Source organism: Streptomyces sp. NPDC050535 (genome assembly GCF_044457665.1).
Classification (GTDB): domain Bacteria; phylum Actinomycetota; class Actinomycetes; order Streptomycetales; family Streptomycetaceae; genus Streptomyces.
The window spans coordinates 1-21,114 of record NZ_JBITHE010000048.1 but is presented as its reverse complement, the minus strand read 5'-3'; the positions used below and the strand labels follow the sequence as shown (position 1 = coordinate 21,114).

At 65.6% G+C, this 21,114-nt stretch carries 31 protein-coding genes and 1 pseudogene; all 32 read right to left on the bottom strand.

What is annotated here, in order from left to right:
* Nucleotides 1-119, bottom strand: a pseudogene (locus ACIBLC_RS41420) (DNA-directed RNA polymerase subunit alpha); the annotation flags it as partial.
* 115 nt (nt 120-234) lie between these two features.
* Nucleotides 235-639: a 30S ribosomal protein S11 gene (gene rpsK / locus ACIBLC_RS41415; RefSeq protein WP_006376016.1), complete on the bottom strand. Its 405-nt coding sequence runs from the start codon at nt 637-639 to the stop codon at nt 235-237.
* A gap of 69 nt (nt 640-708) precedes the next feature.
* Nucleotides 709-1,089 (bottom strand): 30S ribosomal protein S13, encoded by a 381-nt coding sequence (gene rpsM / locus ACIBLC_RS41410; protein ID WP_365442195.1) that lies wholly within the window; start codon nt 1,087-1,089, stop codon nt 709-711.
* A 208-nt stretch (nt 1,090-1,297) separates the two neighbouring features.
* Nucleotides 1,298-1,411, bottom strand: coding sequence for a 50S ribosomal protein L36 (rpmJ, locus tag ACIBLC_RS41405; protein ID WP_003998809.1), 114 nt, complete (start codon nt 1,409-1,411; stop codon nt 1,298-1,300).
* 57 nt (nt 1,412-1,468) lie between these two features.
* Entirely contained in the window at nt 1,469-1,690 is a 222-nt protein-coding gene (infA, locus tag ACIBLC_RS41400; RefSeq protein WP_003948620.1) for a translation initiation factor IF-1, read from the bottom strand.
* Nucleotides 1,691-2,233: 543 nt separating this feature from the next.
* Nucleotides 2,234-3,070, bottom strand: a complete 837-nt coding sequence (map, locus tag ACIBLC_RS41395; RefSeq protein WP_399216659.1) for a type I methionyl aminopeptidase — start codon at nt 3,068-3,070, stop codon at nt 2,234-2,236.
* 332 nt (nt 3,071-3,402) lie between these two features.
* Nucleotides 3,403-4,059, bottom strand: coding sequence for an adenylate kinase (locus ACIBLC_RS41390; RefSeq protein ID WP_399216658.1), 657 nt, complete (start codon nt 4,057-4,059; stop codon nt 3,403-3,405).
* A complete protein-coding gene (gene secY / locus ACIBLC_RS41385; protein WP_399216657.1) occupies nt 4,059-5,372 on the bottom strand; it encodes a preprotein translocase subunit SecY in 1,314 nt (437 codons plus the stop codon). The genes ACIBLC_RS41390 and secY overlap by 1 nt, the downstream gene beginning before the upstream one ends.
* A 247-nt stretch (nt 5,373-5,619) precedes the next feature.
* Nucleotides 5,620-6,075, bottom strand: coding sequence for a 50S ribosomal protein L15 (rplO, locus tag ACIBLC_RS41380; protein ID WP_399216656.1), 456 nt, complete (start codon nt 6,073-6,075; stop codon nt 5,620-5,622).
* A gap of 2 nt (nt 6,076-6,077) precedes the next feature.
* The gene (rpmD, locus tag ACIBLC_RS41375; RefSeq protein WP_365442186.1) at nt 6,078-6,260 is read right to left on the bottom strand and encodes a 50S ribosomal protein L30; all 183 of its coding nucleotides are present in this window, start codon (nt 6,258-6,260) and stop codon (nt 6,078-6,080) included.
* Entirely contained in the window at nt 6,260-6,865 is a 606-nt protein-coding gene (rpsE, locus tag ACIBLC_RS41370) for a 30S ribosomal protein S5 (RefSeq protein ID WP_383678741.1), read from the bottom strand. The genes rpmD and rpsE overlap by 1 nt, the downstream gene beginning before the upstream one ends.
* Nucleotides 6,866-6,908: 43 nt before the next feature.
* A complete protein-coding gene (gene rplR, locus ACIBLC_RS41365; RefSeq protein WP_399216655.1) occupies nt 6,909-7,292 on the bottom strand; it encodes a 50S ribosomal protein L18 in 384 nt (127 codons plus the stop codon).
* Nucleotides 7,293-7,295: 3 nt separating this feature from the next.
* Nucleotides 7,296-7,835, bottom strand: a complete 540-nt coding sequence (rplF, locus tag ACIBLC_RS41360; RefSeq protein WP_081218895.1) for a 50S ribosomal protein L6 — start codon at nt 7,833-7,835, stop codon at nt 7,296-7,298.
* A 24-nt stretch (nt 7,836-7,859) separates the two neighbouring features.
* A complete protein-coding gene (gene rpsH / locus ACIBLC_RS41355) occupies nt 7,860-8,258 on the bottom strand; it encodes a 30S ribosomal protein S8 (protein WP_081218894.1) in 399 nt (132 codons plus the stop codon).
* A 207-nt stretch (nt 8,259-8,465) separates the two neighbouring features.
* Nucleotides 8,466-8,651 carry a type Z 30S ribosomal protein S14 gene (locus tag ACIBLC_RS41350; protein WP_261705331.1) on the bottom strand — a complete coding sequence of 62 codons (186 nt, stop codon included), beginning with the start codon at nt 8,649-8,651 and terminating at the stop codon, nt 8,466-8,468.
* A gap of 5 nt (nt 8,652-8,656) precedes the next feature.
* Nucleotides 8,657-9,214 (bottom strand): 50S ribosomal protein L5, encoded by a 558-nt coding sequence (gene rplE, locus ACIBLC_RS41345; protein WP_266455990.1) that lies wholly within the window; start codon nt 9,212-9,214, stop codon nt 8,657-8,659.
* Nucleotides 9,214-9,537, bottom strand: a complete 324-nt coding sequence (gene rplX / locus ACIBLC_RS41340; protein ID WP_266455993.1) for a 50S ribosomal protein L24 — start codon at nt 9,535-9,537, stop codon at nt 9,214-9,216. The genes rplE and rplX overlap by 1 nt, the downstream gene beginning before the upstream one ends.
* A gap of 2 nt (nt 9,538-9,539) precedes the next feature.
* A complete protein-coding gene (rplN, locus tag ACIBLC_RS41335; RefSeq protein ID WP_003992364.1) occupies nt 9,540-9,908 on the bottom strand; it encodes a 50S ribosomal protein L14 in 369 nt (122 codons plus the stop codon).
* 101 nt (nt 9,909-10,009) lie between these two features.
* On the bottom strand, nt 10,010-10,294 hold the full coding sequence (gene rpsQ, locus ACIBLC_RS41330) for a 30S ribosomal protein S17 (protein ID WP_399216654.1): 285 nt from the start codon (nt 10,292-10,294) through the stop codon (nt 10,010-10,012).
* Nucleotides 10,294-10,518: a 50S ribosomal protein L29 gene (gene rpmC / locus ACIBLC_RS41325; RefSeq protein WP_043676824.1), complete on the bottom strand. Its 225-nt coding sequence runs from the start codon at nt 10,516-10,518 to the stop codon at nt 10,294-10,296. The genes rpsQ and rpmC overlap by 1 nt, the downstream gene beginning before the upstream one ends.
* Nucleotides 10,518-10,937 carry a 50S ribosomal protein L16 gene (gene rplP, locus ACIBLC_RS41320; RefSeq protein WP_099500627.1) on the bottom strand — a complete coding sequence of 140 codons (420 nt, stop codon included), beginning with the start codon at nt 10,935-10,937 and terminating at the stop codon, nt 10,518-10,520. Before rplP ends, rpmC begins: the two co-directional genes overlap by 1 nt.
* Before the next feature lie 5 nt (nt 10,938-10,942).
* Entirely contained in the window at nt 10,943-11,806 is an 864-nt protein-coding gene (rpsC, locus tag ACIBLC_RS41315) for a 30S ribosomal protein S3 (protein WP_399216653.1), read from the bottom strand.
* Entirely contained in the window at nt 11,806-12,153 is a 348-nt protein-coding gene (rplV, locus tag ACIBLC_RS41310) for a 50S ribosomal protein L22 (protein ID WP_266456014.1), read from the bottom strand. The genes rpsC and rplV overlap by 1 nt, the downstream gene beginning before the upstream one ends.
* A 42-nt stretch (nt 12,154-12,195) precedes the next feature.
* Nucleotides 12,196-12,477, bottom strand: a complete 282-nt coding sequence (rpsS, locus tag ACIBLC_RS41305; protein ID WP_266456015.1) for a 30S ribosomal protein S19 — start codon at nt 12,475-12,477, stop codon at nt 12,196-12,198.
* A 12-nt stretch (nt 12,478-12,489) separates the two neighbouring features.
* On the bottom strand, nt 12,490-13,326 hold the full coding sequence (rplB, locus tag ACIBLC_RS41300) for a 50S ribosomal protein L2 (protein WP_399216652.1): 837 nt from the start codon (nt 13,324-13,326) through the stop codon (nt 12,490-12,492).
* Nucleotides 13,327-13,365: 39 nt separating this feature from the next.
* A complete protein-coding gene (rplW, locus tag ACIBLC_RS41295; RefSeq protein ID WP_365442171.1) occupies nt 13,366-13,782 on the bottom strand; it encodes a 50S ribosomal protein L23 in 417 nt (138 codons plus the stop codon).
* Nucleotides 13,782-14,450, bottom strand: a complete 669-nt coding sequence (gene rplD / locus ACIBLC_RS41290; protein ID WP_399216651.1) for a 50S ribosomal protein L4 — start codon at nt 14,448-14,450, stop codon at nt 13,782-13,784. Before rplD ends, rplW begins: the two co-directional genes overlap by 1 nt.
* 5 nt (nt 14,451-14,455) lie before the next feature.
* Entirely contained in the window at nt 14,456-15,100 is a 645-nt protein-coding gene (rplC, locus tag ACIBLC_RS41285) for a 50S ribosomal protein L3 (RefSeq protein WP_399216650.1), read from the bottom strand.
* Nucleotides 15,101-15,117: 17 nt separating this feature from the next.
* The gene (rpsJ, locus tag ACIBLC_RS41280) at nt 15,118-15,426 is read right to left on the bottom strand and encodes a 30S ribosomal protein S10 (RefSeq protein ID WP_003948644.1); all 309 of its coding nucleotides are present in this window, start codon (nt 15,424-15,426) and stop codon (nt 15,118-15,120) included.
* A gap of 445 nt (nt 15,427-15,871) precedes the next feature.
* The gene (locus tag ACIBLC_RS41275; protein WP_399216649.1) at nt 15,872-17,128 is read right to left on the bottom strand and encodes an acyltransferase family protein; all 1,257 of its coding nucleotides are present in this window, start codon (nt 17,126-17,128) and stop codon (nt 15,872-15,874) included.
* Nucleotides 17,129-17,477: 349 nt separating this feature from the next.
* A complete protein-coding gene (locus ACIBLC_RS41270; protein ID WP_399216648.1) occupies nt 17,478-18,023 on the bottom strand; it encodes a hypothetical protein in 546 nt (181 codons plus the stop codon).
* 15 nt (nt 18,024-18,038) lie between these two features.
* On the bottom strand, nt 18,039-21,114 hold a 3,076-nt coding region (locus tag ACIBLC_RS41265), incomplete at its 5' end, for an RHS repeat-associated core domain-containing protein (RefSeq protein ID WP_399216647.1).

Sequence of the window (21,114 nt, the reverse complement as noted above, 5' to 3'; positions counted from 1 at the left end):
CGGCGAAGGGAGTTGCCGAGGGTGTAGCCGAATCCCGGCTCCAGCGGCTCGATCACGAACCGGGAACGGAACTCGTCGACGACCTCTTCGGTCAACGACGGACGCTGAGCAATCAGCATGTGGTGATCCTTCAGTCATGGACGCCCGCTATTTGACGTCCTGTCTGTTACTGCAAGGGTACGGGCGGCACCGCCCCGAGGAGCCGTACCGCCCGAAACCCAGAACTACCGTGCGTCAGACGCGGCGGCGCTTCGGCGGACGGCAGCCGTTGTGCGGGGTGGGGGTGACGTCCTGGATGGAGCCGACCTCGAGACCAGTGGCCTGGAGGGAACGGATCGCGGTCTCGCGACCGGAGCCCGGGCCCTTCACGAAGACGTCAACCTTGCGCATGCCGTGCTCCTGCGCGCGACGGGCGGCCGACTCGGCGGCCATCTGCGCGGCGAAGGGGGTGGACTTGCGCGAGCCCTTGAAGCCGACGTGGCCGGCGGAGGCCCAGGAGATCACGTTGCCCGCGGGGTCCGTGATCGAGACGATCGTGTTGTTGAACGTGCTCTTGATGTGAGCGTGCCCGTGAGCGACGTTCTTCTTTTCCTTGCGGCGCACCTTCTTGGCAGCGCCCTGACGACCCTTGGGGGGCATCTATAACTCCTACGGGGAGGTGGTCGGTCCTACAGCGAAGACCGCTGATGAAGCGTTGTCCGCTGAGGACTACTTCTTGCCCGGCTTCTTCTTACCGGCGATCGCGCGACGCGGGCCCTTGCGGGTACGAGCGTTCGTGCTGGTGCGCTGACCGTGAACGGGCAGACCGCGACGGTGACGCAGACCCTGGTAGCAGCCGATCTCGACCTTGCGGCGGATGTCGGCCTGCACCTCGCGACGGAGGTCACCCTCGGTCTTGAAGTGGGCGTCCACGTACTCGCGGATCTTGACCAGCTCCTCCTCGGAGAGGTCACGAACACGAGTGTTCGGGTTGACGCCGGTCTCGGCCAGCGTCTTCTGCGAGAGGGTCCGGCCGATGCCGAACACGTAGGTGAGGGCAACCTCCACGCGCTTTTCGCGCGGGATGTCAACACCGGAAACGCGTGCCATTCAATGGCTCCAGTTGTCGTTCGGAGGTCTTCCGCAGAACCGTTTCCCGCCCGCCGTCCTCTTCGTTTCGAAGATTCGGTACGAACCGGGTCCCCAGCCTCCGACCGGGGGTGTCAGGCCTGATGAGTCTCAGCCCTGGGCTCTGCGTATGAACATGTACTACGTGCGTCGCGCGAAGTATCTGCGGATGCAGAAGGTCGGTCGTGCGTCAGCCCTGGCGCTGCTTGTGGCGCGGGTTTTCGCAGATGACCATGACCCGGCCGTGACGGCGGATCACCCTGCACTTGTCGCAGATCTTCTTGACGCTCGGCTTGACCTTCATTAGTGAGGTTCTCCGGGTCAGTGCCACCACCCCGCGTGAACGGGGCACAGGCAAGATCTACTTGTACCGGTAGACGATCCGGCCACGCGTCAGGTCGTACGGAGACAGCTCCACCACGACCCTGTCGTCAGGGAGGATGCGGATGTAGTGCATACGCATCTTGCCGCTGATGTGTGCCAGAACCTGGTGGCCGTTCTGGAGCTCAACCTTGAACATTGCGTTCGGAAGAGACTCGACGACAGTGCCCTCGATCTCGATGGCACCTTGCTTCTTGGCCACGCTTCGCCCTTCGAATCGACTACCTTGATCGACTCCGAACGAGCGCATGCAGGCATGCGGGTGCACGAGAGCCGACGAGTCAGTCTACGTCAGCGCACCCGGAAAGACGAATCGAGGAAGAATGCCCGGCTTCGAAGATCATTAACCAGATCCCCCGATGCCCGACACCCCCGCGCCGGCAAAAAAGGGCGCACCAAAAACCCACACGCCCCGGACATCCCCGAGCGCCCCCCACACCCCAACACCCCCACGCCGGTCACCCACACAGCGCAGTCCCCACCCCGGCCGGCCACACCAAGCAGCGACCCGCACCCGCCCCACCACCACCACCACGCCAGCGGATCCGGCGCCGTCAACACCAGCGGGCCCTCCTCCGTCAACGCGACAGGGTGCTCCCAGTGCGAGGACCAGGTCCGTCCGTGGTGATGACGGTCCAGTCGACCATTCCCCCACACCCCTCGCGCGGGCTCGGCGCCAGAGCGCCTCACAAGCTTCGAGCGGCCGCGCCGGCCCCCGACCGGCGGACCAGGCGAGAGGCCGCCGTCAGGCCGAAGGGTCCGGCGCCGCCACAACCCCGTACTCCGCCAGCTTCGCCTTCCCACCGTCCGGCGCCGTCAGCACCAGCGGACCCTCCTCCGTCAACGCGACAGAGTGCTCCCAGTGCGAGGACCAGGTCCCGTCCGTGGTGATGACGGTCCAGTCGTCCTCCAGCACCTGGGTCTTCGGGGTGCCGAGGGACACCATCGGTTCGATGGCGAGGCAGAACCCCGGGACCAGCTTCGGGCCCTTGCCCCTGCGGCGCTCGACGTAGTTCAGGAGGTGGGGGTCCATGTGCATCTCGGTGCCGATGCCGTGGCCGCCGTAGTCCTCGACGATCCCGTACCGCCCGCCGCCGACCTTGGGCTGGCGGCGGATGTACGTCTCGATGGCGCGCGACACGTCGACGAGCCGGTTGCCCAGCTTCATCGCGGCGATCCCCGCCCACATCGACTCCTCGGTCACCCGGGAGAGCTCGAGGAGCTCGGGAGCGTGACCGGTGCCCACGAACGCGGTGTACGCGGCGTCGCCGTGCCACCCGTCGACGATCGCACCGGCGTCGATGGAGATGATGTCGCCGTCCTTCAGGACGGTCTTGTCGTCCGGGATGCCGTGGACGACGACCTCGTTGGCCGACGTGCAGATGGTGGCCGGGAAGCCGCCGTAGCCGAGGAAGTTCGACTTCGCCCCGTATTCCGCGAGGACCTTGCGCGCGACCTCGTCCAGATCCTTCGTCGTGGCGCCGGGCACGGCCGCCTCACGGGTGGCCGCGTGGATGGCGGCGACGACCAGGCCCGCCTCACGCATCTTGGCGATCTGCTCGGGGGTCTTGATCTGCACCATGGGACTGCGGCCTTCCTGACCGAAAAGAACGGACTACTCCAACGATACGGGTGCCCCCACCCACCCCGCGGACCGAGGCACCCGAACAACAGAGGGACCGGGCGGCACGACCGGAGCCACCCAGCGGCCGCGGCACGACCCCGGCGCGCGAGCCGCCGTATCCCCTTCGGACGAGGCTGCAACGTCCGCGCTCCCCACACGGCACGGGGCCCTCGCCCCGACACCGGCCGCAGGCCCAGCTCACACCTCGGCCGCGGCACCCTCGGGGTGCCGCGGCCGAAGCAAAGTCATACCTGACGCGCCCTCGCGAGAGAACGGCGCCTACGCGGGACTCACGCGTCCTCGCGAGCCAACGCCTCCATCGCACGCGCCGTGACGTCCTCCACCTTGCCGAGCGCGGAGATCGTCACGACCAGGCCCTGGGCCTTGTAGTAGTCGATGATCGGCTCGGTCTGCGTGTGGTAGACCTCGAGTCGCGTGCGCACGGTCTCCTCGGAGTCGTCGTCACGCTGGTACAGCTCGCCGCCGCAGACATCGCAGACGCCGTCCTGCTTCGCCGGCTTGTACGTGACGTGGAAAACGTGCGCCGAGTCGTTCCGGCAGATGCGACGTCCGGCGATCCGCTTGACCACCTCGTCCTCGGGTACCTCGAGGTCCAGCACCGCGTCGAGCTTCATGCTCTCGGCCTTCAGCATGTCGTCGAGCGCCTCGGCCTGCGAGACGTTACGAGGGAAGCCGTCGAGCAGAAAGCCGTTCTCCGCGTCGGCCTGCTCCATGCGGTCCTTCGCCATCGCGATGGTGACCTCGTCCGGTACCAGTTCGCCCTTGTCCATGAAGGACTTCGCCAGTTTGCCGAGCTCCGTCTGCTGGCTGATGTTGGCGCGGAACAGGTCGCCCGTGGAGATGTGCGGGATCGACAGGTTCGTGGCGAGGAACGCGGCCTGCGTTCCCTTGCCGGCGCCGGGCGGCCCGACGAGGACGATTCGCATCAGCGGAGGAACCCTTCGTAATTGCGCTGCTGGAGCTGGCTCTCAATCTGCTTCACCGTCTCCAGACCGACACCCACGATGATCAGGATGCTGGTACCACCGAACGGGAAGTTCTGGTTTGCCCCGAAACCAACCAACGCCATCGTCGGCACGAGAGCGATCAGACCCAGATACAGCGAACCCGGCCACGTGATCCGGTTGAGTACGTATCCCAGGTACTCAGCGGTCGGCCGGCCGGCCCGGATGCCCGGGATGAAGCCACCATACTTCTTCATGTTGTCGGCTACTTCTTCGGGGTTGAAGGAGATTGCCACGTAGAAGAAGGCGAAGAAAACGATCAGCAAGAAGTAGACCGTGATGTAGATCGGGTGGTCACCCTTGGTCAGGTTCGTCTCGATCCAGGTCTTCCAGCTGGACGTTCCGCTGGAGAACTGGGCGATCAGAGCCGGGATGTAGAGCAGCGACGAGGCAAAGATCACAGGGATGATGCCCGCCTGGTTGACCTTCAGCGGAATGTACGTCGAGGTGCCGCCGTAGGACCGGCGGCCGATCATGCGCTTCGCGTACTGGACCGGAATGCGGCGCTGAGCCTGCTCGACGAACACCACGAGGCCGACCATGACCAGGCCGACCAGAATGACGGTGCCGAACTCGATCCAGCCGTCGGCCAGCGTGCCCTGGGTCTTGATGGACCACAGCGCGGCGGGGAACGTGGCGGCGATCGAGATGAACATCAGGATCGACATGCCGTTGCCGATGCCGCGGTCGGTGATGAGCTCACCGAGCCACATCACCATGGCCGTACCGGCGGTCATCGTGATGACCATCGTGATGGTGATGAAGATCGACTGGTCGGGCACGATCTCGGTGGCCACCTGGCAGCCGCTGAAGAGCGCGCCGCTGCGGGCGGTCGCGACCAGGCCGGTGCCCTGGAGGATGGCCAGCGCCACCGTCAGGTAACGGGTGTACTGCGTGATCTTCGCCGTGCCGGCCGAGCCCTCCTTCTTGAGGGCTTCCAGGCGCGGGATCACCACGGTCAGCAGCTGGAGGATGATGCTCGCCGTGATGTACGGCATGATGCCCAGCGCGAAGATCGTGATCTGCAGCAGCGCGCCACCACTGAACATGTTGACCAGACCGAACAGACCCTGGTTGCCCTTGGCCACTTCGATACAGGTCTGCACGTTCTGGTAGTCGACACCCGGGATCGGGATGTGGGTACCCACCCGATAGACCACGATGATGCCGAGCGTGAAGAGCAGCTTCTTGCGCAGGTCGGGCGTCTTGAACGCCCGGGCGAACGCGGTGAGCACGGTGCCTCCTGCGACCCCCGCGCTACTGCGTCAGAGGTGACGGTCTTGAGGTTCGACGGATAAGTGACGGACAGCTAGCTAACAGTGAAAAGCGGCCCGGAGTTCCCTACTGGCGCACCGGAAAAAATCAGCGGCGCAGGCCACCTTACCGGCGACACCACGCCCCTAGGAACGACCAACCGGGGATGCCCCATTTGTGGGGCATCCCCGGTCGGGATCGCTCAAGTCATCGAGACGCCTGCTGAATTCAGACGAGCTCGGTGACGGTGCCGCCTGCGGCGGTGATCTTCTCCTTGGCGGAGCCGGAGACGGCGTCAACCGTCACCTGCAGCGCCACGGAGATGTCGCCCTGGCCGAGGACCTTGACGAGGCTGTTCTTGCGAACCGCACCGTTGGCGACGAGCCCCTCGACGGTGACTTCGCCACCCTCCGGGTACAGCGACGCCAGCTTGTCGAGGTTCACGACCTGGTACTCGGTCTTGAACGGGTTCCTGAAGCCCTTGAGCTTCGGAAGACGCATGTGGAGGGGCATCTGGCCACCCTCGAAGCGCTCCGGAACCTGGTAACGGGCCTTCGTGCCCTTGGTACCACGTCCAGCCGTCTTACCCTTCGACGCCTCACCACGACCCACACGGGTCTTGGCGGTCTTGGCGCCCGGGGCGGGACGGAGGTTGTGGATCTTGAGCGGGTTGTTCTCCGCCATGATCAGTCGACCTCCTCAACCGTCACGAGGTGGCGGACGGCGTGAACCATTCCGCGGAACTCGGGGCGGTCCTCCTTGACGACCTGCGTGTTGATGCCCTTGAGACCAAGGGAGCGCAGGGTGTCGCGGTGGTTCTGCTTGCTGCCGATGTACGACTTCGTCTGCGTGACCTTGAGGCGAGCCATTACGCACCCGCTCCCGCACGTGCACGAAGCAGAGCCGCGGGGGCGACGTCCTCGAGGGGCAGACCGCGGCGGGCCGCGATCTCCTCGGGACGCTGCAGGCCCTTGAGGGCCGCCACGGTCGCGTGCACGATGTTGATCGCGTTGGACGAGCCGAGCGACTTCGACAGGATGTCGTGAACGCCGGCGCACTCCAGGACAGCACGCACCGGGCCACCGGCGATAACGCCGGTACCGGGGGAAGCAGGCTTGAGCAGGACGACGCCCGCGGCCTTCTCGCCCGTGATCGGGTGCGGGATGGTGCCCTGGATGCGGGGGACCTTGAAGAAGTGCTTCTTGGCCTCTTCAACACCCTTGGCGATCGCGGCCGGCACCTCCTTGGCCTTGCCATAACCGACACCGACGGTGCCGTCACCATCGCCCACTACGACGAGCGCAGTGAAGCTGAAGCGACGACCACCCTTCACAACCTTGGCGACGCGGTTGATCGCGACAACGCGCTCAACGTACGCGGTCTTCTCGGCAGCGCTGGCGCCGCCGTCACGGCCCTTCCGGTCCCGCCGCTCGCCGCCACCGGCACCGCTTCCGCGGCGCTGGGGTCCAGCCATTGGAATTACCTCTCTCTGTTTCCGCTAGCTACGGAACCAGGACTCAGAACTTGAGTCCGGCTTCGCGGGCGGCGTCCGCCAGAGCGGCAATGCGCCCGGCGTACTGGTTTCCACCACGGTCGAATACGACAACCTCGACACCGGCGGCCTTGGCGCGCTCGGCGACCAGGGCGCCGACCGACTTGGCCTGCGCGGACTTGTCGCCCTCGCCACCGCGGACCGTGGTGTCCAGGGTCGACGCCGACGCCAGGGTGTGACCCTTAACGTCGTCGATGACCTGGGCCACGATGTGGCGGTTGGAGCGCGTCACGACCAGGCGCGGACGCTCAGCCGTACCCGAGATGTGCTTACGGATCCGAATGTGACGACGCTTGATGGCAGCACGCTTGTAAGCGTCGCCCTTAGCAATCTTGACACCGTATGCCATGGCTTACTTACCCGCCTTTCCGACCTTGCGGCGGATGACTTCGCCTTCGTACTTGACGCCCTTGGCCTTGTACGGGTCGGGCTTGCGCAGCTTGCGGATGTTGGCCGCAACCTCTCCGACCTTCTGCTTGTCGATTCCCTCGACCGAGAAGTGCGTCGGGTTCTCGACCTTGAACGAGATGCCCTCGGGCGCCTCGACCGTGATCGAGTGGCTGTAGCCGAGCGAGAACTCCAGGTTGGAGCCCTTCGCCAGGACGCGGTAACCGACACCGCTGATTTCGAGCTTCTTCACGTAACCCGTGGTCACGCCGGTGATCATGTTCGCCACCAGCGTGCGGGACAGGCCGTGCAGGGCCTTGTTCTGACGCTCGTCGTTCGGGCGGGTGACATTGAGAATGCCGTCCTCACCCTTGGCGACCTCGATCGGCGCCGCGACGGTGTGGGAGAGAGCGCCCTTGGGGCCCTTCACCTGGACCGTACGGCCATCGATGGTGACGTCCACGCCGGCGGGAACCGTGATGGGGAGCTTGCCAATACGCGACATAGCTGTTTCCTCCGTTCCCTTCCGCTACCAGACGTAGGCGAGAACTTCTCCGCCTACGCCCTTCTTGCCGGCCTGCTGTCCAGTGAGGAGACCGTGCGACGTGGAGATGATCGCCACGCCGAGGCCACCGAGCACCTTGGGCAGGGAGGTGGACTTCGCGTACACACGCAGACCCGGCTTCGAGATCCGCTTGATGCCCGCGATGGAGCGCTCACGGTTCGGGCCGAACTTCAGCTCGAGGACGAGCTTCTTGCCGACCTCGGCGTCCTCGACCTTCCAGCCGGTGATGAAGCCCTCCTGCTGGAGGATCTCCGCGATGTGAGACTTGATCTTGCTGTGCGGCATCGCGACATCGTCGTGGTACGCCGAGTTCGCGTTACGCAGACGGGTAAGCATGTCTGCGATGGGATCAGTCATGGTCATGAATTGGCCTTCGGCCTCTCTCGCCGGGGTTTCCAGTGCGCCATCCCTCTCCCCACTCAGTGGCGGGACGGGTGCGGTGCGGGGACCTACGGCGTAGTAAGTCGTACGGGCGGCAGGCGCCCAACCCTCCTAGCCTAAGCCATGGAGAGCAGGGCACCTTACCGACCCATTGCTTACCGAGAGCCTCCGGTAATCCCAACTAGGGAATTACCAGGAGCTCTTGGTCACGCCCGGCAGCTCGCCACGGTGAGCCATCTCACGAAGGCAGATGCGGCACAGGCCGAACTTGCGGTACACGGAGTGCGGACGGCCGCAGCGCTGGCAGCGCGTGTAGCCACGTACGCCGAACTTGGGCTTACGAGCAGCCTTGGCAATCAGAGCCTTCTTCGCCATCTCGGTTACGCCTCCTTGAAGGGGAAGCCGAGGTGACGGAGAAGGGCACGGCCCTCAGCGTCGTTGGTCGCCGTGGTGACCACGGTGATGTCCATACCCCGGACGCGGTCGATCTTGTCCTGGTCGATCTCGTGGAACATGACCTGCTCCGTGAGACCGAAGGTGTAGTTGCCACGCCCGTCGAACTGCTTGGGGGACAGACCACGGAAGTCGCGGATGCGCGGAAGCGCGAGCGACAGGGTGCGGTCCAGGAACTCCCACATGCGGTCGCCACGGAGTGTGACGTGTGCACCGATCGGCTGACCCTCGCGCAGCTTGAACTGCGCGATGGACTTGCGGGCCTTGGTGACGGCCGGCTTCTGACCGGTGATCGTGGTCAGGTCACGGACGGCACCGTCCATGAGCTTCGAGTCACGGGCGGCGTCGCCGACACCCATGTTGACCACGATCTTGACGAGGCCGGGAACCTGCATGACGTTCGCGTACGCGAACTCTTCAAGCAGCTTGCCCGCGATTTCCTCGCGGTACTTCGTCTTGAGACGCGGAGTCGTGGTGGTAGCCATCAGATGTCCTCACCCGTCCGCTTGGCAACGCGGATCTTGTTGCCCTCGTCGTCGAAGCGGTAACCGACACGCGTGACAACCTTGTTGCCGTCCTTCTCAACGACCAGCTGGACGTTGGAGACGTGGACGGGCGCCTCGGTCGTGACGATGCCGCCGGCCTGCGAACCCTTCGCGGTCGGGCCGGCCTTGGTGTGCTTCTTGACCCGGTTGACACCCTCGACCAGGACGCGGTCCTCGCGGGGGTAGGCCGCAATGACCTTGCCCTGCTTGCCCTTGTCCTTGCCGGTGATGACCTGAACCGTGTCACCCTTCTTGATCTTCATGCTTACAGCACCTCCGGCGCGAGCGAGATGATCTTCATGAACTTCTTCTCGCGCAGCTCCCGGCCCACCGGGCCGAAGATACGGGTGCCACGAGGGTCGCCGTCGTTCTTGAGAATGACAGCGGCGTTCTCGTCGAAGCGGATGTACGAGCCGTCCGGACGGCGGCGCTCCTTGACGGTGCGAACGATGACCGCCTTGATGACGTCACCCTTCTTCACGTTGCCACCGGGGATCGCGTCCTTGACGGTGGCGACGATCACGTCGCCGATGCCCGCGTAGCGGCGACCGGAGCCACCGAGCACACGGATGCAAAGGATTTCCTTCGCACCAGTGTTGTCGGCGACACGAAGTCGCGACTCCTGCTGGATCACGTCTATCTCCTGATTGTCTGCCGGTTCCCGGGGCGGGGTCGGCCTTTACGGCGCCCCCGCCCCGAGCCTGGCGGAACCAACCTGAGGGAACCCTCAGGTACTTACTTGGCCTTCTCGAGGATCTCGACGATGCGCCAGCGCTTCGTCGAGGACAGCGGCCGGGTCTCCATCAGGAGGACGCGGTCGCCGACGCCGGCGGCGTTCTGCTCGTCGTGGGCCTTGAGCTTGCTCGTACGGCGGATGACCTTGCCGTACAGCGCGTGCTTCACACGGTCCTCGACAGCGACGACGACGGTCTTGTCCATCTTGTCGCTGACGACGAGACCCTCACGGGTCTTGCGGAAGCTACGGGCTTCAGCGGTCTCAGTCACGTTGCTCTCACTCATCAGGCGCTCTCCACCGTCTCGATGCCCAGCTCGCGCTCACGCATCAGGGTGTAGATCCGCGCGATGTCCTTGCGGACGGCCTTGAGCCGCCCGTGGTTCTCGAGCTGACCGGTCGCCGCCTGGAAGCGGAGGTTGAACAGCTCTTCCTTGGCTTCGACGAGCTTCGCGAGAAGCTCCTCGTCACCCAGTTCGCGCAGCTCGGACGCCTTGGTACCGGCCGACATCACGCTTCACCTGCCTCGCGCTTGACGATCCGGCACTTCATCGGCAGCTTGTGGGCTGCGCGAGTAAGGGCCTCACGGGCGATCTTCTCGTTGGGATAGGACAGTTCGAACATGACCCGGCCCGGGTGCACGTTCGCGACCCACCACTCGGGCGAACCCTTACCGGAACCCATGCGGGTCTCGGCAGGCTTCTTGGTCAGCGGGCGGTCCGGGTAGATGTTGATCCAGACCTTGCCGCCACGCTTGATGTGGCGGGTCATCGCGATACGCGCCGCCTCGATCTGGCGGTTGGTCACGTAAGCCGGCGTGAGGGCCTGAATGCCGTACTCGCCGAACGAGACCTGCGTACCGCCCTTGGCCTGACCACGGCGCTTCGGGTGGTGCTGCTTGCGGTGCTTGACCCTACGGGGGATCAGCATTTCGGTCAGGCCTCCGTTCCACCGGTAGAAGAGGGCGCGGCCTCAGCCGGAGCGGCGGCGGGAGCTTCGGCCTTGGGGGCCTCGGCAGCCGGCGCGGACTGCTGCGGCTTGCGGCCGCGGCCGCCACGCTCGCCGCCACGGGCACCACCACGGGCCGGGCGGTCACCGCCGCCGCCACCCGCGCCACCGCGCGCCGGGCGGTTACCCGCACGGGCAGCGGCGTTCTCGGCGCGGACCTCGGCGATGTTCTTGACGTTGCCCTTGTAGATCCAGACCTTCACACCGATGCGGCCGAAGGTCGTCTTGGCCTCGAAGAAGCCGTAGTCGACGTTCGCGCGGAGCGTGTGCAGGGGCACACGGCCCTCGCGGTAGAACTCCGAGCGGGACATCTCGGCGCCGCCGAGACGGCCACCACACTGGATCTTGATGCCCTTGGCGCCGGCCTTCATCGACGACTGCATGCTCTTACGCATGGCACGCCGGAAGGAGACGCGGGAGGACAGCTGCTCGGCAACGGCCTGAGCGACCAGCTGAGCGTCCGTCTCGGGGTTCTTGACCTCGAGGATGTTCAGCTGGACCTGCTTGCCCGTGAGCTTCTCGAGGTCGCCGCGGATGCGGTCGGCCTCGGCGCCACGGCGGCCGATGACGATGCCGGGACGCGCGGTGTGGATGTCCACCCGCACGCGGTCACGGGTGCGCTCGATCTCCACCTTCGAGATGCCGGCGCGCTCCATGCCGGACGTCATCATCCGACGGATGGCGACGTCTTCCTTGACGTAGTCCTTGTACAGCTTGTCGGCGTACCAACGGGACTTGAAGTCCGTGGTAATGCCGAGCCGGAACCCATGCGGGTTAACCTTCTGGCCCATTACCGGGTTCCTTCCTTGCTGCTGACGACCACGGTGATGTGGCTGGTCCGCTTGCGGATCCGGTAGGCACGGCCCTGGGCACGCGGCCGGAACCGCTTCAGGGTCGGACCCTCGTCGACGTACGCCTCAGAGATGACGAGGCTGCCGGCGTCGGTGTGGTCGTAGTTGTGCGCGGCGTTGGCGATGGCGCTGTCGAGCACCTTGCCAACCGGCACGCTCGCGGCCTGCGCGGCGAAACGCAGGACCGCCTGAGCCTCCGTGGCATCCATGCCACGGATAAGGTCCACCACACGGCGGGCCTTCATGGGCGTGACGCGGATGTACCGCGCCTGGGCCCTGGCTTCCATGGTTGTCCTTCCAGTGTCTGTCATGGTCGATTCCACCCCGCGCTAGCGGCGCTTCGTCTTCCGGTCGTCCTTGACGTGACCCCGGAAGGTGCGCGTCGGCGAGAACTCGCCGAGCTTGTGGCCGACCATCGACTCGGTGACAAACACCGGGATGTGGATCTTGCCGTTGTGCACCGCGATCGTGTGACCGAGCATGGCCGGGATGATCATCGAGCGACGGGACCAGGTCTTGATGACGTTCTTGGTGCCGGCTTCGTTCTGTACGTCCACCTTCTTGATCAGGTGGTCGTCGACGAAGGGCCCCTTCTTGAGACTGCGCGGCATCTAAACCCGCTCCTAGCGCTTCTTGTTCGACTTGCGGCGGCGGACGATGTACTTGCTCGAAGCCTTCTTCGGCGAGCGAGTACGACCCTCCTTCTGACCCCACGGGGAGACCGGGTGGCGACCACCGGAGGTCTTGCCCTCACCACCACCGTGCGGGTGGTCAACCGGGTTCATCGCCACACCGCGAACGGACGGGCGGACGCCCAGCCAGCGCTTGCGGCCGGCCTTGCCCCAGTTGATGTTGCTCTGCTCGGCGTTGCCGACCTCGCCGACCGTGGCGCGGCAGCGCTGGTCGACCAGACGGATCTCACCGGACGGCATGCGGAGGTGGGCCATGGTGCCCTCCTTCGCGAGCAGCTGCACCGAGGCGCCGGCGGAGCGGGCGAACTTGGCGCCGCCACCCGGACGGAGCTCGATCGCGTGGATCGTGGTACCGACCGGGATGTTGCGGAGCGCCAGGTTGTTGCCCGGCTTGATGTCGGCCCCGGGACCGTTCTCGACGCGGTCACCCTGCGACAGGTTGCGGGGGGCGATGATGTAACGCTTCTCGCCGTCCGCGTAGTGAAGCAGCGCGATGCGCGCGGTGCGGTTGGGGTCGTACTCGATGTGCGCGACCTTCGCCGGCACGCCGTCCTTGTCGTGACGACGGAAGTCGATCACTCGGTAGGCGCGCTTGTGTCCGCCACCTTGGTGGCGAACGGTCACACGACCGGAATTGTTACGGCCGCCCTTGCTGTGCAGGGGGCGAACCAGCGACTTCTCCGGCGTGGACCGCGTGACCTCGACGAAGTCGGCGACGCTGGAGCCACGGCGGCCCGGCGTAGTCGGCTTGTACTTGCGGATTCCCATTTCTCAGTCCTCGTCCGATATTCGGACCAGGGCGCTCCGTTAGGAGGCCTGGCCGAAGATGTCGATACGGTCGCCCTCAGCGAGGGTCACGATGGCGCGCTTGGTGTCAGCACGCTTACCGAAACCGCTCTTGGTCCGCTTGCGCTTGCCCTGGCGGTTGATCGTGTTGACCCCGGTGACCTTGACCGAGAAGACCGCCTGGACGGCCTGCTTGATCTGGGTCTTGTTGGCGCCCGGCGCGACGACGAAGGTGTACTTGCCCTCGTCGAGCAGCGCGTAGCTCTTCTCGGAGACGACCGGCTTGAGAAGGACGTCACGGTGGTCCGTGAAGCTCTTGCTCAGCGGCGTCTCGACGGTGTTCTTGCCCTCGGCCTCGTGGCGCTTCGCCTTGGCGACGCGCGCGATCTTCTTGGCCTTGGCGGCCTTCGAGGCGATGCTCGGGTGACGCGTAGCCATCAGGCTTCGCTCCCTTCGGTGTCAGCGTTCCGCTCCGCGGAGGGCGCGCCGGACACGAAGGACTCGAAAGCGGCCTGGGTGAAGACCACGTCGTCCGAGACGAGAACGTCGTACGTGTTCAGCTGGCCCGGCTCCAGGATGTGGACCTGGGGCAGGTTGCGCGCGGAAAGCAGCGCGGCCTCGTTGGAGCGCTCGATGACCAGGAGCACGTTCTTGCGCTCCGAGATCTTGCCGAGGAAGCTCTTCGCGGCCTTGGTGGAGATGGTCTCGCCCTCGATCACGTCGGTGATGACGTGGATGCGAGCGTTGCGGGCCCGGTCGGTGAGGGCGTGGCGCAGGGCCGCGGCCTTCATCTTCTTCGGGGTCCGCTGCGAGTAGTCACGCGGCGTGGGGCCGTGGACGACACCACCGCCGGCGAACTGCGGAGCACGGGTCGAACCCTGACGGGCGCGGCCGGTGCCCTTCTGACGGTAGGGCTTCCTACCGCCACCGCGGACCTCGCCACGACGCTTGACCTTGTGCGTGCCCTGACGGGCGGCGGCCAGCTGTGCGACGACGACCTGGTGAAGCAGCGGGATGCTGATCTTCTCTACGTCGAAGATCTCGGCCGGGAGCTCAACGGTCCCGGCGCTGTCGCCGGAGGGCGACTGAATGTCGATGGTGGTCATGTTCCTCAGGCCCCCTTGGCGGCGGTACGGACCAGGACAAGGCCGCCGTTCGGACCGGGGATGGCTCCCTTGATGAGGAGCAGTCCCTTCTCCGCGTCAACAGCGTGAACGGTCAGGTTCTGGGTGGTGACCCGCTCGTTGCCCATACGGCCCGCCATGCGCATGCCCTTGAAGACACGACCAGGGGTGGCGCAGCCACCGATGGAACCGGGAGAGCGGTGCTTGCGCTGAACACCGTGGCCGGCGCCGAGGCCACGGAAGTTGTGACGCTTCATGACACCGGCGAAGCCCTTGCCCTTGCTCTTGCCGGTCACGTCCACCTTGACGCCGGCCTCGAAGGTCTCGGCGGTGATCTCCTGGCCGAGGGTGTACTCGCTGGCGTCAGCGGTACGGATCTCGACGAGGTGGCGGCGGGGGGTGACGTCGGCCTTGGCGAAGTGACCCTTGAGGGGCTTGTTCACCTTGCGAGGGTCAATGTCGCCGAAGGCGATCTGGACCGACTCGTAGCCGTCGGAGTCATTCGTACGGACCTGGGTCACGACGTTCGGACCGGCCTTGACGACGGTGACGGGAACAACACGGTTGTTCTCGTCCCACACCTGCGTCATGCCGAGCTTCTCGCCCAGGATGCCCTTGATCTGCTTAGCCATTCTCAGATCACCGGCCCTTAGAGCTTGATCTCGATGTCGACACCGGCCGGGAGGTCGAGTCGCATCAGGGAGTCAACGGTCTTGGGAGTCGGGTCGAGAATGTCGATCAGGCGCTTGTGCGTGCGCATCTCGAAGTGCTCGCGCGAGTCCTTGTACTTGTGCGGCGACTTGATGACGCAGTACACGTTCTTCTCAGTGGGCAGCGGCACCGGGCCCGCGACCGACGCACCAGTACGCGTCACCGTCTCGACGATCTTCTTCGCCGAGGAATCGATGACCTCGTGGTCGTAGGCCTTGAGCCGGATGCGGATCTTCTGTCCCGCCATGGCTACTAGTAGTCCTTTGTCTAGTGAAACGCTCTGCCACCCGGGGGTTCGCGTCCCGTCCTCCGACCCACGCGGTCGGGTGTGTCGCGCTCCTGCCGCAGGGATATCCGTAAACGGATTTCCCTACCAGGGAGGCGGCCTCGCCCGAAAGCAACCGCTGGACCGGGGGCTGAACACCCACCGGGCGCCTGGCCTGCACCCCGCTGACACTTCCCGAAAGATTCCCGTACGTCCGCCCCAGCGCTGCCTTACGGCAGTTGGGGCGACGAGTACTGTGGGACTCGCTTCCGGTCCTCCCGACGGGAGACGCGCAGCATCGGCACTCGACCGAGCAACTCGGACAGTCTGCCATACGGGGCATGGGCCTGGCCAATCGAGCCAGGGATCGTACCCCGAAGGTGACGCAGGTCAAACACAGGCGCGGTTCCCGGGCCCCGATTCCGGATCAGGCCGTGTTCCGGTTGTCGCGCAGCCGGGCGAACGACGAGTCGAGACCCCTCTTCAGCAGCCCCGCCACCGGCTTCTCCACGAAACGGTGCACCAGGTAGCTCAGGACCAGGAAACCGACGATCAGGGAGACGACCAGCAGCCGGGCGTCCATGGTGTCCCGCAGGCGGTTGATCAGCGCCGTACCGACCGCGTAGTGCATCAGATAGAGCGGGTACGTCATGGTGCCGGCGGTGACGAGCCACTTCCACTGGACGCGGTCGGTCATGCCGAGCGCGATGCCGACCATGACCAGCAGGAACACGGTGAAGATCAGCACGCTGCCCCGCCAGCCGGAGACGTACTCGACCTTGTCGATCCGGTACCCCAGTTCCATCTGGCCCATCAGCCATGCCATGGCGAGGATGCCCCACAGCAGCAGGTCCTGGCCGAAGCGGTGCATGAGATAGAGGGCGAGGCCCGCGATGAAGTACCAGGCGCCCTCGGGGTTGGCGACGAGCACCAGCAGATGGAAGTCGGACGCCGGGGCGAGCATCGCGGCCGCGCCCCACACGCAGCAGAACACCACGACCTTGCGGTACGTCAGACCGGTCGCGACGACCAGCATGAAGAGCAGGTAGAAGCGGAGCTCCGACCAGAGCGTCCAGTAGACGCCGTCGACGTTCGGCACGCCCGAACCGGACTGCAGCATCGTGAGGTTGAGCAGGATCTCGCGTGGCCGCAGCCGCTCCCAGACCCCCGGTACGGCCACCAGCATCCCCGTGGTGAAGAGGACGGCGAACCAGTACGCCGGGTAGAGCCGGATCACCCGCGAGACGAAGAACTGCCGGGGGGTGCGCCCCCAGCACGACATGCAGATCACGAATCCGCTGATCACGAAGAAGATCTCGACGCCGATCCAGCCGTACGTGGCGATACGGAACACATTGGGCATGATGTCCGACACCGGACGGTCCCAGATCGCGTTGCCCGGCTGGTTCACCCGCCGCGTACCGGCGAAGTGGTGCAGGGCCACCAGGAGCGCGGCGAGGATGCGGATGCCGTCGATGGCGTACAGCCGGGTGCCGGCGCGCTGCGGGCGGGCGGGCTTGCCGTCCCCGCTCCTGCCCCCCTCGGCACCCGCGGGCGGCTGCGTGAGCCGCTCGGCCGCGGCGACACCGGTGCGCCAGTCCGACTCGGCGAGCGGAGGGAGCGGCTGTTTCAACCCGCTCGTACCCCGCACGGGTATCGCCGATCCGCCTGCGGCGCCACGCATGAACACCTACCCACCATCACAAGGAACCCCGGAGCCGAGCGACCACCGGCCGGCTCAGGCTACGACCGCCACAACTACCCCACAGTGACCAGACAGGAACAAACTCCCCACCCGGGACGCACACTTGCCCCAACGGCCACCCACGCACCGTATGGCGTTCACCACCGATTCACCTACCGAACCCGAAAGCTTCGGCTCTGGGAGGCACGCGTCTACTCGGCCTGGAGAGTGACGGCGCGTCCCGCGACCGTTCCATCTCATGGCGTTCGGCGTCACACCCGCACGATCACCTCAGGTGCCGATCCCGGCAACTCCGCCCTCGCGGCACGCGTTTCCGGCGCCGGCCATTCTATGCAAAGGGATTCGTCGAGAACTCTGGGTGATCGCTCGGGAAGTCATCGGGGAAGAATTGGATGTGGAGTTCTCCCGTGAGGATGTCCAGCACCACTCCCGTCGAACTGCGCGGCGAGGTAGCGAAAGCAAGCTGTCCGGCCTGGATGACGATCGTCGGCCAGTTCTCAGGTTCACCGGCGGGAATCCACAACAACGAGTCGCCGTTGTCGGTGGCTCCCCACTGGATGAGTTCCTGCGGCGTCACGCCATATCGGGTCAGGGCTTCGCGGAGGTCAGGCACGCCCTTGGCCCGGAGAATCGACTGCGTCGCACCGGTCCGGGATTCGATGTCAAGGTTCACATTGTCCGCGCCCATGGCGAAGATCCACAGAAATTCGTCGAAGCATCCCGTGCCGTATGCGCGGACAAGATCGTAGTGGCTTTCGGGAATTGGCCAAGGTGTCCGGACATCACGCTCGCGGTGGGATGGACCGGGGTCCGCTGGAGGTGGGCAGAGCGCTGTCAGGCTCAGCAGATCGTCCGCACGGTTCACGTCGGTCATCCGGTCCGCACCTTTCTACATGTTGGGAAGTCGCGTGCTGAATGACCAGCCGAAGTCGTCCACGGCCTCGATGAGAACATGGCTGGGGACATTGCCTCCGTGAGCATATTCGGGAGTAACGCTCATGATGACCGTGTTTCCACTGGATCTCACATGATCGGCGATGAGGTCTTCGGCATCCGAGATCGGCCCGTTGTTCTGCGTCGTTCCCTGCGTGACGATGTTACGCATGTCCCGTCCGTCGCCCCCGAACTGCTGCCCGATCAGATGTCCCCGTGAATGACCGGCCGCACCGCCCTGGAAGCCCGCGGGAGCATGCCGGGCGCCTCGCCCTGGTGGACTGCCGATGAGGTTGTTGGCCGCGTCGTCCAGAGTCTGGGGAGTGACCTCCGCGTATGCCGGACCCCGCTGTCCGTTCGGGGCGATCTCGCTGTAGTACGGGCTCAGCCCAAGGGGGTCGACCCCGGTGTGCGGATTGTGCGGGTACGTCACCGGGTTCGGCGCCGGTGCCAGGCCGAGCGGGTCCGGCGTCAGGTAGCGAGCGGTCTCAGGGTCATAGTGCCGGAAGTAGTTGTAGTGAAGGTCGGTTTCAGGGTCGTAGTACTGACCCGGGAAGCGAAGAGGGGTGTACGCGGCCGCGTCGGCGTTCCATGTGGTTCTTCCCCAGAGAGTGGCTCGCGTTTTCCAGGCGACTCCCCCGTCCTCGTCAATGAGTTCTGTCGGCGTGCCCACCAGATCCGTGACGATGGAAAAGAAGCGGGAGTCTATTTCCTCCTGCGGCGCTTCCGGCACGGTGACGCGTTCCGTCTGCGCGATCGGATGAAAGCCGTCGTGGTCCCATGTGAGCGTCACCAGGCGAGGGCCGGACTCCGTTCGGGTCGTCTGTTCGCAGAGGGTGATGCCGTCCCACGTGAAATCGACCTGCTCCACGACCGTTTCACCGTCGGCAGCGACGCGTTGCTTGGCGGTGCGGCGCCCGAACGGGTCGTAGAGGTATCGCCATAGCGTTCCGTCCGGTGTCGTCACCGACACCAGTCGGTCTTCCGGATCCCACGTGTAGTGCCAGGTGTCAGGCTTTCGCGACAGGCGTTTCTTCTGGCGTAGAACCGTGCGCCCCAGGGCGTCGTATTCGTAACGAGTGCCGCCCGCGTGGCCGATGCGCGTTCCGGTGTAGGAGCGACCACCAGTGGATTCTTCGTCAGGATGGACCGTGGGCCAGAAGGCGTCCGTCAGGTTGCCGGCCGCGTCATAGGCGTAGCGCTCGGTCCAGTCCTGGGCCCGGACAGCGGTGACGCGTCCCGCACTGTCGAGGCTGAACCGCCGACTGCCGGACGTCTGGTCGTCGATGCCGACAAGACCGCCGTCCTCGCTGTACAGGTAGGAGCGGTGCAGGATGTGACCATCGTCAGCACCCTTGGCGGCAGACGTGGACAGGGACTGCGCGGTGCGTCGGCCGAGGCCGTCGTAGGCATGCGTGAGTGTGATGCCCTGGCCGATGGACCGGCAGGTCTCCTGACCCGACCAGTCATGGTCGAACCGTATGGTGCGGCCCGACGCGTCCATCTGCGTGCGGTTGCCTGTGGCGTCATATGTCCAGTGGGTAAAGGCCCCTGAAGGAGTGGCCCGGTGGGTGAGGCGCCCCAACTGGTCACGCTCATGGGTCAGGCGCCGACCGTTGACCGTCTCACCGATGACTACGCCATTGAGGTCTCGCTCCAACGCGACGGAGACGTCCGGCCCTTGCGCTGCGACCAGCTCGCGATTGAGGTCGTAGGCGAATTCCGTGACATGGCCGCCAATGGTCTTCCGAACCAGATCGCCAAGGACGTCGTGCTCGAACTGGCTGGTGACGCCAAGCGCGTTGGCACGCGAGGTCAGGCGGCCCGCCGCGTCGTAGGAGTACGTCCGAACCCGGTCGTCGAAGTCGGACTCCGAGATCAGGCGCCCTGCCGCGTCGTGTTCATACGTCCAGGTCAGGCCCTGGGGGTTGGTGACCTCGGCCAGCCGTAGGTTCTGGTCGTGGGTGAACTCGTACCTCGCTCCGTCGGGACCGACCCGGGCCGCTGGGAGGTCGAAGTGGGTGTACTCGAAGCGCGTGACCACGCCGGCGGGTGTGGTGTGGCTGATGCAGTTGCCTTCGCCGTCGTACGACCAGGTCTCGACGGCGGCGTCGGACGTGACGCGACTCGCGAGCAGGCCTTCGACTGTCCAGGCAAGACGGGTGACCTGTCCCAGCGGATCGGTGTACGTGACGATCCTGCCGAACGCGTCACGCTCCCAGGTGATGGTCGCGCCGAGCGGATCGTCGGCTGAGACGGGAAGCCCCGCTGGATTGCAGCGCACCGTCCTGGTGTTGCCCAGGGCGTCCATGATCAGCGTGACATGACCGACGGAGTTGAACGTGAACCGCGTTGTCGCTCCTGCGGGGTCGGTCATGGACGTGCAGTTGCCGTGTTCGTCGTACTCCCTGCTCCAGGAGGCGCCGTCCGGCCTGCGGATGAGCGTGGGGTTGTTGAGGTCGTCGTACGCGATCCGCATCTGCGCGCCGTCCGGGCGGACCACCAGCGTGGGACGCCCGTTCTCATCGAGTGCGAGTCGTGAAGTGTGACCGAGCTCGTTCGTGCGGGAGACGACGTGGTGGTTGCCGTCGTATTCGGTGCGGACAGTGCCGCCCAGCGGGTCGATTTCGGCGACGACCTGGCTGTTGTCGTTGATGACGAAGCGGGTGGCGGCGTTCTCGGCGCCGGTGAGTGTGGTGATGCGGCAGCCGGGCCAAGCGGGATCGGCCCCGTCGTAGTCGAGGGTGATCGTGAGGTGGCCGGCCTCACCGCCTTCGGCTGTACAGCGGTCGCGGTCGTCGTAGGTGTAGGCGTAGCGGCTGCTGTTGGTGTCGGTCCACGAGGTGACGCGCAGGCGTTCGTCGTACGTGAACTTCAGTGGCAGGCCGGAGGAGTTGATGACCTCGGTGAGGTTGCCATCGGTGTAGCCGTAGCGCTTGATGGTGACGTCGGAGCCGTCTTCGGCGGCGCCCGCCAGGGCAAGGGCGGTGATGCGGCCTTCGTCGGTGGTGAGTGTGAGGTGGTAGCCGCCG